At 60.7% G+C, this 12,428-nt stretch carries 10 protein-coding genes; 3 read left to right on the top strand and 7 right to left on the bottom strand.

The features are described 5' to 3' along the window. Positions 1 to 115: 115 nt before the first annotated feature. The 3 genes from EP30_RS10630 to EP30_RS10620 all read right to left on the bottom strand — a co-directional run bounded on the left by EP30_RS10630 (position 116) and on the right by EP30_RS10620 (position 5,752). Entirely contained in the window at positions 116 to 1,372 is a 1,257-nt protein-coding gene (locus EP30_RS10630; RefSeq protein WP_140558617.1) for a glycoside hydrolase family 1 protein, read from the bottom strand. A 119-nt stretch (positions 1,373 to 1,491) separates the two neighbouring features. Continuing rightward, positions 1,492 to 4,296, bottom strand: a complete 2,805-nt coding sequence (locus tag EP30_RS10625; protein ID WP_181160886.1) for an alpha-L-rhamnosidase — start codon at positions 4,294 to 4,296, stop codon at positions 1,492 to 1,494. A 142-nt stretch (positions 4,297 to 4,438) separates the two neighbouring features. Continuing rightward, the gene (locus EP30_RS10620) at positions 4,439 to 5,752 is read right to left on the bottom strand and encodes an MFS transporter (RefSeq protein ID WP_140558612.1); all 1,314 of its coding nucleotides are present in this window, start codon (positions 5,750 to 5,752) and stop codon (positions 4,439 to 4,441) included. Between the two features lie 272 nt (positions 5,753 to 6,024). Between EP30_RS10620 and EP30_RS10615 the strand changes: the two genes are divergently transcribed. Together EP30_RS10615 and EP30_RS10610 are read left to right on the top strand one after the other, a co-directional pair. Next, positions 6,025 to 6,864: an IclR family transcriptional regulator gene (locus tag EP30_RS10615; protein ID WP_140558610.1), complete on the top strand. Its 840-nt coding sequence runs from the start codon at positions 6,025 to 6,027 to the stop codon at positions 6,862 to 6,864. A 128-nt stretch (positions 6,865 to 6,992) separates the two neighbouring features. After that, positions 6,993 to 8,528: a DUF4038 domain-containing protein gene (locus tag EP30_RS10610; protein ID WP_140558608.1), complete on the top strand. Its 1,536-nt coding sequence runs from the start codon at positions 6,993 to 6,995 to the stop codon at positions 8,526 to 8,528. A 251-nt stretch (positions 8,529 to 8,779) separates the two neighbouring features. On the opposite strand, the gene EP30_RS11260 is transcribed toward EP30_RS10610, so the two are convergent. The 4 genes from EP30_RS11260 to EP30_RS10590 form a co-directional block, all read right to left on the bottom strand. After that, positions 8,780 to 9,157, bottom strand: coding sequence for a hypothetical protein (locus tag EP30_RS11260; RefSeq protein WP_258185488.1), 378 nt, complete (start codon positions 9,155 to 9,157; stop codon positions 8,780 to 8,782). A gap of 54 nt (positions 9,158 to 9,211) precedes the next feature. Continuing rightward, positions 9,212 to 9,709, bottom strand: a complete 498-nt coding sequence (locus EP30_RS10600) for a DUF4355 domain-containing protein (RefSeq protein WP_140558606.1) — start codon at positions 9,707 to 9,709, stop codon at positions 9,212 to 9,214. 75 nt (positions 9,710 to 9,784) lie between these two features. Next, positions 9,785 to 10,027, bottom strand: a complete 243-nt coding sequence (locus EP30_RS10595) for a hypothetical protein (protein WP_140558603.1) — start codon at positions 10,025 to 10,027, stop codon at positions 9,785 to 9,787. Next, positions 10,027 to 11,076: a hypothetical protein gene (locus EP30_RS10590; protein WP_140558600.1), complete on the bottom strand. Its 1,050-nt coding sequence runs from the start codon at positions 11,074 to 11,076 to the stop codon at positions 10,027 to 10,029. The genes EP30_RS10595 and EP30_RS10590 overlap by 1 nt, the downstream gene beginning before the upstream one ends. A gap of 477 nt (positions 11,077 to 11,553) precedes the next feature. On the opposite strand from EP30_RS10590, the gene EP30_RS10585 reads away from it, so the two are divergent. Next, a complete protein-coding gene (locus tag EP30_RS10585; RefSeq protein WP_181160885.1) occupies positions 11,554 to 11,832 on the top strand; it encodes a DUF2513 domain-containing protein in 279 nt (92 codons plus the stop codon). Positions 11,833 to 12,428 lie beyond the last annotated feature (596 nt).

The raw sequence follows: 12,428 nt of genomic DNA, 5'->3' as shown, positions 1-12,428 counted from the left end.
AAATACCCAGACTCGTGTCCGGAAACACCCGGACAATAACAAACAAAGGGCGGGTGTCTGCCCAATCTCCCAAAGATCAGGCAGACACCCGCTCATACTCGCTACCTTCTCGACGTCACAGCACGGTGGTTTCGATGAGGTGCTGGTAGACGGAGAAGCTGGGCTTGGGGGTTCGCTCGAAGGTGCCGGATTCGCGGTCCACGGAGCACAGACCGAGTCGCGAGTCGTAGGCGGACACCCATTCGAAGTTGTCCATCAGGGTCCAGTGGAAGTATCCCTTGACGGGAACGCCGTCACGGACCAGATGGATGAGCGGGCTGAGGGATTCCTTGAGGAACGTGCAACGCAGCGCGTCGTCATCGGTGGAGATACCGTGTTCGGTGACCACGACCGGCAGGCCGGTCAGCTCGTGCACATACAGCACCGCGTGAGCCAGGGATTCGGGGCGGATCGCGGTTCCCATGCCGTTGACGGGTTCGCCTTCGGGAGGCGGCAGGATGCCATCGTCGCCGAATACCAGCTGTTCGTAGTTCTGCACGCCGATGAAGTCATCACCCTGCACGGCGTCGACCCATGTGCCGTAGCATGCGTCCCGCCTCTGCTGGCAGAGTTCCTTGCCGCGTTCGGTCACGTAGGTGTCGTCCATCACGGACAGGGACAGTCCGACCGGCACGGACGGGGCGACGGCGCGGATCGCGGCGACGGCGGCGCGGTGGGCGCGCTTGAATCCGTCTTCCAGTTCGTCGAATTCCTCGGGAACCGCCACGTTGCCGGCACGGTATTTCGGTACTCCGGCCTTCGCGGTCGCGGCTTCCAGGCAGGCGCGCTGCAGTTCGATGGCTTCCGGCGGCAGTCCTCCCATGGCGAGGATGTGGGGCAGATTGGGCTCGTTGAAGGTCACGGCGAATGCCGCACGGTCGCCAAGTCGTTCCATGACCCTGGTGCATTCGTCGGCGAACCAGTCGGCGGCCTGCGGATTGAACCAGCTGCCCTGCCTGGCGAACCAGTCGGGGGCGGTGAAGTGGCTGAGGGTGAGCGCCGGGGTGATGCCGCGTTCGAGGCATGCGTCGACCTGTCGGTCGTAGTGGTCGAGCGCGGTGTCGTCCACCATGCCTTGTTCGGGTTCGATGCGGGACCATTCCACGGAGAACCGGTAGGCATTGAGCCCGTGGTCTCGGATCAGGTCGAGGTCGGTCTGCCACATGTTCCAGCTGTTGTCGGCGAGTCCGGCAGGTTCCTTGAACACGCTCGGGGTCACGTGTTCGAGGAACGTGGTGTCCGCGTGCTCGTCACCGCCGTCGATCTGGTGTCCTGCGGTGGATGTTCCCCAGAGGAATCGGTCGGGGAATTGTGCGGTGCTGGCGGTGGTCATGATGGTCTCCTTTGTGTTGTGGAAGTGTCGTTATGTGTCGTTATGTGTCGTTTGCGGATCGTGCCGATGATCGCATGATGACGGCCGACCGCGTGGCAGGCCGCCTGATCGTATGGGCCCTACAGACCGTGCCGGGTCATGAACGCATTGACCGCGGTGACGATGAGCTCAGGCATCGGGCAGTAGCCGCGTGAGGATGCCACGGTGGGCAGTTCGCTGATCGGATCATCGAGGTACGCCTTGGCGTTGCCGGCGAACACGACGTCGGCGTTGTCTCCCGAATACATCGGGTTGCCACACTCGTGCAGTACGTCGCGCAGTTCGCTGAACAACGTAGTGTCGTCGATCAGGTCGCGGATCGTAGCGATACGACGTTCCGGGACGTCAACGTCAACGACCCACGTGTGATTGCCGTGACCGACCGTGTGGACACTGCCGTCGGGCAGGGTCACGTCGGCGGTGACACCGGCGGGCACGGTCAGCGATGCGGTCAGTCGTCCGTTGTTGATTCTCCACGCGGCATCGATGACGCCGTACGGGGTCGTCTGCCTGGCGTGGGCGTGGCTCAGCGCGCCAGTCGTGTTCGGTGTGAAGCCGATCCTGCGGTAACCAGGTTCCTTGATCGACAGGCCAGCGACACCGGAAAGGAGCCAGCCTGCGATGGCGCCGAGCGCGTAGTGGTTGAACGAGGTCATCTCGCCGGGGTTGATGTCGCCGTTGGGCAGCATCGAGTCCCAGCGCTCCCAGACCGTGGTGGCACCCATCGTCACCGGGTACAGCCAGCTGGGGCAGCCGCGCTCGAGTAGCAGTCGCATGGCCAGGTCCATGTGTCCGGCCTTGGCCAGTGCCGGGCAGACGAGCGGAGTGCCGAGGAAGCCGGTGGATACGCGGAAGCCGGTGGTACGTACGATATCGGCGAATCGGTTCGCCGCACCGTCGAACTGGCGTCCGGGTTCGAGCAGATCCCATGCGATCGCCATGGCGTACACACTGGCGCAGTCGGAGAGCACGCGACCGCCCGCGGTCACGTATTCATCGCGGAACGCCTGCGCGATCTTGTCGGCGAGTTCCTCGTAGCGTGCGGCGCCCTCGGCGTCGTTCAACGCGGCGTGCGCGCGGGCGACGAGCCGAGTGGAGTGGGCGAAGTACGCGGTGGCGACCACGTCCGAGTCGGCCTTCGAACCCCCTGGGTTGTCCGGCGGGGCGGTGGGATCGAGCCAGTCGCCGAACTGGAAGCCTCCAGCCCAGATGTGCGTACCTCCGGTGAGCCGGTCCACGCCGTCCACGAACGCATCCATCATGGCGAGGTTGTCGGCGAGCACGCCCGTGTCTCCGGTGGCCTCATAGATCGCCCACGGGACGAGTACGGCGGCGTCGCCCCAGCCGCAGGTCAGCTGCGGTCCGTCGAGCACCTGGGGCACGACGACGGGGATGCCGCCGTCACTGCCACGATCGGAGTCCACGTCGACCATCCAGGACGCGAGGAACGCCGCGGAGTCCAGAAGTCTGACAGCGGTCGGGGCGTATACGGCGATGTCACCGGTCCAGCCGAGTCGTTCGTCGCGCTGCGGGCAGTCGGTGGGGATTGTGATGAAGTTGTCGATCGTGCTCCACACCGCGTTGAGGAACAGCCGGTTGACCTGTTCGTCGGAGCAGTCGAACCATGCGAGCCGGTCCATGTCGGCGGACACCACACGCAGTGTGATGTCCTCGGGACGCAGGCCGGGCACACCGTCGACCTCGACGTAGCGGAACCCGTGTTGGGTGAGCATCGGCTCCAGCTGCTGTTCCGCTGCGCCGTTGAGAATGAACGTGTCGGTGGCCTTCGCGTTGCGCAGGGGACGCACGCCAAGTTCGCCGTGCTCCATGACCTCGGCGTGGCGCAGGGTGACGGTGTCGCCGGCCCGGCCGCCACGTACGGTCAGGCGTACCCATCCGGTCGCGTTCTGCCCGAAGTCGATGACGGTTCTGCCGGACGGGGTGGTGATGATGTCTCGTGCGGCCAGTTCGTCGATCACCCTGGCCGGAGGCATGGGCATCGGCACGATGGCTGCGTCCGGCATGGCGATGGTACGGACTGCATGGGTTTCCGGATCGTCGCCGATGGTTCCAAGTAGCGGCATTCGCGTGTCCGCGGCCTGCCCCTGATACAGGTCGTTGGCGAGAATATTGGATGCCCGCCACGACCATGAGTCGTCGGTGCCAATGGATTGGTCGCCGGTGTTGTCCGTCCAACGCAGGTCGGCGAGCAGCCACAGATCCTCCCCGTACACGTTGGTGCGCATGGCCCAGGTGAGGTTGCCACGCCACCAGCCGTTGCCGAGGATGACGGCGAGCTCGTGGTCGCCCGGCGTCAGCATGTCGGTCACGTCGTAGGTGAGCGAGAGGATGCGCTTGCCGTATTCCGTCCATCCCGGTGTCAGTTCGTCATGTCCGATGCGTCGCCCATCGAGGTAGGCGATGAAGATGCCTCCGGTGGTGATCGCCAGTCGGGCATTCGCCGCCTCCTCCCCCACGGTGAATCGTCTGGTCAGCACCGGTGCCGGATCCTCACGTCCGACGAACGGTTCCGGGGTGATCGGCCGGGCGTTCCAGTTCGTCTTATCGAGCAGTCCGCATTCCACGGTGGTCGGCGTCGACCAGTCCGACCATACGCCGTCCGCGCCGGCGACACTGACACGGACCGTGGCCGAATCGTATGAGGAAAGCGGCGCGGCCGGCCAGGGAAGGAACATCCCGTCGGCGACGGCGACGTCATGCACAGTCGGAGTCCCGCCCATGGTCACCTCGATCCGCGCGGCGGCCTGACGCCATTCATCCGCCATGTCCTCTATACGCCACGACAATGTCGGACGAGGATCGTCGAAGCCGATGACACGATCGGCAGGACGACGGTGTCCGAAACGTACGTCCACAACCTTCATATTGGGTCCTTCCATGACTATCCGATCCCGTACGCCGTTTCTGGAATCAGCGTGCAGGACATGCTCTGGTGTCCGGTTCCATGTTCGGTTAACGACTCCCCGCCGGAGGAACCGGGCATCCGGCGGAAACGTCGTCATGCCGCTACTTGACGCCCTTGACGAGGGGCATCATGCCGGCGGCGACCAGTGCGAGCACCGCGGCCACGCACCAGTAGAGCAGGTAGTTCTGGCCGGCTCCCATGTTGATGAAGAACGGTGCGAACGCGGGGGCCGCGGCCTGGCCGATGGACAATGCCACGGAGAACATGGACATGTCCTTGCCGGTGTCCTTTTTGTTCGGCAGCACGGCCACGCACAGCGCCAGATCGACAGTGAGGTACATAGCCTGGCCGACAGCGAACAGCTCCCATGCGATGGCGAACTGGACGAATCCGTGCGAGGTGCCAGCCAGTACCAGCGCGGCGGCCATGCAGATGCCGGCGACGACGACCAGCGGCTTGCGCCGGCCGATCTTGTCGGAGATCCATCCCGAGACGGTGAAGAAGATGACGCTCACCGGCGCGGACATGAGTGTCAGCGTGCCGGCAGCGGCACCCACGGAGGTCAGCGGGGTGTCGAGTTTGTCGATGAGGTAGTAGGTGAAGTAGCTGAACATCGCGGCGATCGTGAAACCGGACAGCACACGGGTGATCCACACGAGCATGTAGTCACGGGTCTTGAAGCCGGAAAACAGTCCGCGGAACACGTCGCTGGCCTTGCCCTCCGGCACTTCGGCCTTGGTCTTCCTCGGATCCTTGTACAGGATGAGCAGCGGAATCGACGTGATCAGACCGAGCAGGACCGGCGTTGCCATAAGCGCCACGGGCCAACGGACGAGCGCACCGGCGAGGTAGGAGCCGAACGACGTGGCAAGCGCGCCGAACATGCCCATGAAGCCCATCACGCGGGCACGGTACTTGTCAGGGACGCCTTCCGCGGGGATGACCGAGTAGATCGAGAAGCCGCATTGCATCATCATCAGGCCCAGACAGTAGCAGATGCCGATACCGATGGCGTTCGAGAACAGGCCCACGCCAGCCATCATGATGGCGGAGACGATCAGACATCCCGCGATCCAGGGCTTGCGGCGTCCCCACCGGCTGGTCGTACGGTCCGACAGCGCGCCGATGAACGGCTGGGCGACGATGTTCAACAACGCGCCGGTCGCGGTGATCGAACTGTAGATGGTGTTGCGTGTGGCGTCGTCGAGCGCGTTTGGACCGCTGGCGAGAGCGGCGATGCGCAACGACAGCGCGGTACCGAGCGACATGCACATGATGTACATGCCCACGGCGGCGATGAGCACCAGTGCGATGGTGCGCTTCGGATCGCCGTATTCGGCGACCACACGACGGTAATCCTCCTCCTGCGCCTGATGGATGACCGCGTTTTCGCTGACGGTCGATGACTCAGCCATGATGCGTCTCCTTAATTGTGGACATCATTGTTCCCTCTGGCTGCCGGCACCGAACCAGGATACGATTGGAAATGCGTACGGTCGTCGCCGGCGCTCGTGCCTCCTCAGTCGTTGCGGAACCACGAATCATGTGCGATCGCTGTGCTTCGATTGTGTCCGATATCGCAGGCCAATCCGGCATAAGTTTCCACTGGATGGAAAAAATCACGGTTTTGCCGCTCAATGGAAACATCCTCCGGCCATGATCGGACGGCTGCCTATACTGAAAAGCTATGGTCGAGAACAGGATGGCACAGTCGTCGAACGGCAATACCAGCGGGGGAAGATCCGGAGTGGTCGACCGCGTATTCGCGATCCTTGACTGTTTCACCTCAGAAACCCCGAAGCTGAATCTCACACAACTGGCGTCGCGTTCAGGACTGCCGATCAGCACGACCAGTCGCATACTCAACGATCTCGCCCGGCACGACGTCGTGGAGCGCATGCGCGACGGCACATACTCCATCGGCATGCATCTCATGGAACTGGCGCAACTGGCCAGACCGCTGCTGTCGATCCGCGAGAGCGCATCACCCTGTCTCGACGACCTGAACCGGGCGACAGGCATGCACGTACAACTCGCTGTGCTCGACGGCCCGTCGGTCGCCATCATCGACCGACGCGACGGACGGCAGAAACTGCCCATCTACTATCACATCGGTGACTCCATGCCGCCGATCCCCACGGCGGTCGGGCGTCTGCTGCTGGCCTTCGCCTCCCCGAAACTGATCTCCGAAGTGGTGGACGACGATGATTTCATCTGGCCCACCTTCGACACGCCACGTCCAAGCATCACAGGCATCCACCGGGAACTCACCACGATCCGCAAACAGCGGTTCGCTATATTCCAACCCGAAGGAGCCCCCGTGCGCTCCGTGGCCGCACCGATAACCGACCGCGTGGGAACCGTCATCGCCGCCGTCGGCATTGTCGCATCGGCCGATTCCAAGCTTCCGGAACGTGTCATCGATCTTGTGAAAAGCACTGCCGTGGCCATATCCCGACGTCTGGCCGCACCACCGGCGCAACGCTCATTGCCGCCATGGGAGGAAGCCAACGCACCGGCACAATGAGCCAATGCAGAGCCGACAACGACCGGACTTCCATTGAGCGGAAACCCGTTGCCATACCCTATATCATTCCGCCTACCGTGGAAACGAACACAGGCAACGTTTCCTGACAATGAGGTAGGGAGGACTGCATGAACCCGGACACCGCATCGATGCGTCTGCGAATCGCAGACAATGGACGATATTTCATCAACCCTGACGGATCCCCGTTCATCTGGATCGCGGACACCGCCTGGACGCTGCCCCAACGAATCATGTGGCAGGATGTGGACTACTATCTGCAGCTACGCAAAGCTCAGGGTTTCACCGTCATCCAGATCGTCGCACTGGACCCGGAACGAGACGTGGAGATGCGAGACCCCGCCGGGAATCCAGCCCTATATGACGTTGATCCAGCAAGACCCAACGAAGCGTATTTTCACTATCTTGATCGCGTCATCGACACCGCGGCCTCATACGGTCTGCATGTGCTCCTGCTGCCGGCATGGGGACAGCTGGTCGTCGGTGACAACTGGATGGGCCAGACCTTCGACCGCACACTGACCGTCGACAATGCATACACGTACGGCGAGTGGATCGGACGCCGCTACCGGGATCGAGACAATGTCATCTGGTGCATGGGAGGCGATCGCATGCCCGTACACAAGGACGCGGACTACCGTCCGGTATGGCGCGCCCTGGCCGAGGGTGTGGCTCACGGCGTCACCGGCCAACGAGTTCACTGGAACGTCCCGGACCCATTGTGGCAGGAGATTCCGATGACGTACCACCCCTGCCATGAGAACGAAACCGGCCGATGCTCAACCATGTCGTACTGGACGGACGACGAGGTATGGATCTCCTTCATCATGCTGCAATCCGGACACAACGCGAACATTCGCAGTTGGGAACTCGTCGAGAACGAGTACGACCGCGCATCAATCGCACGACGAAACGACACGGGTAACGCCGCTCGCACCATGCCGGTATGGGACGGCGAGCCGGCATATGAGATGATGCCGACATCGTTCCCGGAATTCACCGACTTCCATGGACCTTGGATGGTGCGACGACGTGCGTACTGGAGCCTGTTCGCCGGAGCATTCGGATTCACCTACGGCCACTGCTCGGTCTGGAGCTCGATCGGAGAACGCGAACGAGATCCTATGTTCCAGCAGACATGGTTCGAGGCGCTCCACTCCCCCGGTGCCGACCAGATGCAGCACATGCACGCGCTTATCGAGGACCTGCGGCTCATGACGTTCCAGCCATGTCAGGAACTGATCACCGGAAACACCGAGGACTTGACCACTCACGTCCAGGCATGTGTGTCACCGGACGGGGCCACGACCTGCACGTATCTGCCATCCGGAGGCGATGTCGCAATCGATCTTGCCGTACTGACGGGCATTTCAGCACGATCCGGTGTGCATTCCGATGCCGATGTCGTCAACACCATCGTCTACTGGTGGTTCAACCCCCGAAACGGCATGCTCATTGCCGACGAATCCCACACCATCGACGGCAACGGCACATTGCATACATCATCACCGGATTCCGGCCCCGAACATGACTGGATTCTCCTGACCACCGCCGACGGCACACGCCCTCCGATTGCAACACACTCCTACGGAGACCGCCCCAGCCGCCCATCCACAGTGACGAAGGTATTCGACTGGGGTGCGTGAGCCCGATTCAATACCGCAAACACCTTGGACTGGTCTCCCAGCCGGCCATAAAACATCCGCACCCCCATTTCTCAGTAAAATCAGACTGTTTGCCCCGCACACGCGGGGATGATCCGCGACCGAGTTGCAGTCGGTTCCATTCGACCACTCTGGCAACTCACCAAGTGATATAATCGATATGTTGAAGCGTCTTGGATTGACACCTCCTTTCAACACATGCATTGCGTATGTGGGTGACATTTCAGGGCGCTTCATCGTATTCTGCGTAATTGCCCGTCCTTGCCGATGATGTAGACCATGCCATCTTTGAAACGGCGGCTACGTTTGATGCATCGGATAAGCTCTTCGTCAGACATGCCCTTATCATCGGCATGTCGATAACGTTTGCCCCGCACACGCGGGGATGATCCGCCCACGCCGCTCTTGGGCTTCTCCGCGCCCTCCTGCACCCAGTCGGCCTCCGGGTCGCCGGTGATGATGGGTACGCGCACGCCCTTGCCCGGCAGGTTGATCTGCGGGACGAGCTGCATGAACGCGCTCTGGTAGGTGGCGGTCTGCCAGATCTGCGCCTGGGTTTCAGGCGTCAGGTCAAGGCCGCCGGACTGACGATTCATGGTGGGATCCGCCATGGTAAACACTCCTTTCGAGAGTCATGTGATTGTGTTGTGTGCGGTTATGGAGGGTCAGAAGCCGATCTTCTCGAACGCGCGGGCCAGATCCTGCGCGCCAGGATTCGCGCCCGGCGTCTCAGGCAGTACGGTGCCGTTCGTAGGAGCGGGAATGCCCGCCGGCTTGGTCTTCTCGGCGATGTAGTCGCTGATGGCCTTCGCGTGCGTCTGCATGCTTTCAAGAGAGTCGCCGACGATCAGGGATGCGGGAAGGCCGGATTCCTCGGCCACCTGCGCCCTCCATTCGTTCGACTGCTTCTCGGCCTTCAACATGTCGAGCTCCTTCTGGAGCCTCGCGGTGCGGGCCTCGGCCTTCTGCGCCTCGCTCATCTGCGACTCCTTGAGCTGTTCCAGCTCGTCGGCCGCAGCCTTGTTGGCCTTCGCACGCTTCTCCCACTCGCGGGAGTGGGCGAGCGTCGCCTCGTACTTCGCCTTGTAGTCAACCTCGGGCTGCTGCTGCGCATCGCCGTTCGGCTCCTGCGACTGCTGGTCTCCGGTCGTTTCCTCGGCCATGGTTCCTCCTAACAGTTCGGCCCTATATGGGCATAAAAAAACCACCCCGTGTGGAGTGGTCATGAATAAAAGGTGTCAGTAGATTACTTGAGAATCATCTTCAAATGGGATTTCCGGTAATGGCGTTTTCGTTAATAAAGCGTTTATCGCCTTATCCCGGAAATGTGGATCATAATCAATGCCGCCGTATTTGAAGAACACGGGAAACGTATCCGGCATAAAGGGATACCATGTTCCGAACGTGTCATAGTACTGATCCGCCAACTGCGTATCGGTAAGCGAGGAAAGATCGATTTCCGAATCGGTATCGTCTGCCATTAGTTCGCATCCTTAATCATTTCGAGAAACAGGCTCGCAGCATCGGGGAAATACCGCTGGATTATCGTCCACGATTCCTCATCGGAAATCTGAGCAGTCATCATTTCAGCAAAAGCCTCTAAGGACTGAGCATATGGCCTGTTTTTCGAACCATAATACCCAGTGGCGTGCCCTGCCTTTGAGTGCTGTTTGTACAAGTCGCCGAGCTCTGCCATGTAATCGTTGATCCCAGCCTGGAGCATGTCATGCACCGCAAGAGTGTGCTCGCCACCTGCGGCGTATACATCGGCGGCAAGATCGGACAGGGCTCCTGAAACTCGTTCGAGGTAATCACCTTCCTGTCTGTTCTCCATTTTCGACGTAAGAAGCTTGACCGCATCTCCGGTCAATGTTGCCCTGTATCTACCGCCACTATACGATTCCGAATACGGGACATTGTCTTTGCCGAGCAAATAGTCGATTGCATGGGAACCCTCATGAAGTATTACACCATATTGGCCATGACCCAAACGATTCATGCCGACCATGTCGGGGTCTATCGATATGAGTCCCGTTCCGGGGTTGAAATGGGCTACCCGCCCAGACTTAAGCGGCTTGTTGTCGAACTTGAATTTACTGGCATAGAAAGCCCATAGCTTCGCAGCTTCATGGTTTTTGGTTTTCCCGAGAAGCTCGTTAAGGTTTTTCGCGTGGTCTTCTCCCAGCAGTTTGCCGATATCACCTTTTGCGATATCGAAATCGGGGGCTTCGAGAACCACGTCGGTGTATTCGTCGGGGTGCAGGTGGCGCATGAGGTAGGTGATCGCGTTGACGTTGTTCGGATCCTCCGGACCGTACCATGACTTCTTGTGCTTCGGCTCCCGGTAGGGTTTGATCCGCAGCAAACCGTCCATGAGCTCCTTGGGCACCGTATGGTTCTCGAGCATGCGACGCGCCTCCATGAACCGCCGCTCGTACGCCTTGTCGTCGTACCCCTCGATCTTCGGGTTCTTCCTATCCCAGCTGGGGATGACCTCGCAATCGCAGTCGGCATGGTTTGCCCCGCACACGCAGGGATGATCCTCGTTCAGTGATCGAACCGGAAGTGGATGCGGAGTTTGCCCCGCACACGCAGGGATGATCCGCATTCGCCGAAATGATGGCCGCCCAGTTGGTCAACGAGAAATCATGGACGATAATGGAGAAGTACTTTCCCAACGCGACCAAAATGTTCGACCAGATGGTAAAGGACATGAACAATGAGCGGCTCTGAGTCATCCAGTTCGTTGAAACCCCTCTTGCGACAATACTCCGAAACGTTCCACGAGCCCTATTACCATGCCGGCGAAGAATACCCGGACAGCGTAGAGGGTGTCATCTCGGACATCCATCACTGGCTGGGGATCGGTAAACCGCGCCCATGGGCGGATTATCCGGAGGGATGTCTGGTTTAGGAAAGGAAAGAATCAACATCATGCGTCGCGATCTTGATCTGGTGCGTACGATCGAAGACCTGCGCGGATGCGCCCGGCCCCGTGGATGCGCGCGTGTTCGCGGATGACACGCATCCGTTCGATCTGGTCGCCTACCATGTGCGGATCATGCAGGAGGCGGGGCTGGTCGAGGCCAGTCTGGTCCGTGACATGGGCGGTTCCGCAGTCCGCGCGTCCGTGGGCCCGTTGACGTGGTCGGGCAACGATTTTCTTGATGCCGTCCGCTCGGACGGCATCTGGTCGAAGACTTTGCCCCGCACACGCGGGGATGATCCGCGCACAAGGCGAACGAAGGCGTTGCCGTCGATGTTTGCCCCGCACACGCGAGGATGATCCGATCGCGGCGATGAAGTTGAAGGTGCGGTCCTCGTTTGCCCCGCACACACGGGGATGATCCGCGCAGATCATCAACCAGTGGGCGCGGTTCGAGGTGTCGGCGGCGGCAGACCGCGGAAGACCTCCGCGACGGAAACGTCACTTGAGTGGCGGCAACGTGTTCGAGCTGTCGTTCGACGGCAGAACATTCCGGATAAGCCAAACCGGGTCGAGAATGCCAAGATTGGACTACTGGTCGGCCACATAAAACGTACAAACGTAACGTACCGCCACTGAGTTTGATCGAGGTGGTCGAACGCATCGGCGTTATCAGGAGGCTTGTCCAACTACAACCTTCCCAGACCCAAAGCTATGGTGCTATGGTCGGCCGGGCTCGCAGATGGCCACCGTAGCTGGAGTGGTTCTGGGTATTCCCGGACTCCAAAAATCGGCTCTGGGTATTTCCGTATCATGAACACCCCCAACACAGGGTCTTCGTGATACGGAAATACCCAGACTCAGTTATCTATACCGGTTTGACCCAGACTTATCGTCCGGGTATACCCAAACCCGTGTCCGGAAATACCCAGACCAAAGTCCATCGAGTCCGGAAG

It is taken from the genome of Bifidobacterium sp. UTCIF-39 (assembly GCF_006408715.1).
GTDB classification, from domain to species: domain Bacteria; phylum Actinomycetota; class Actinomycetes; order Actinomycetales; family Bifidobacteriaceae; genus Galliscardovia; species Galliscardovia tissieri.
Note: the sequence above shows the minus strand (reverse complement) of the source record. Positions and strands in the feature narration are given on the sequence as shown.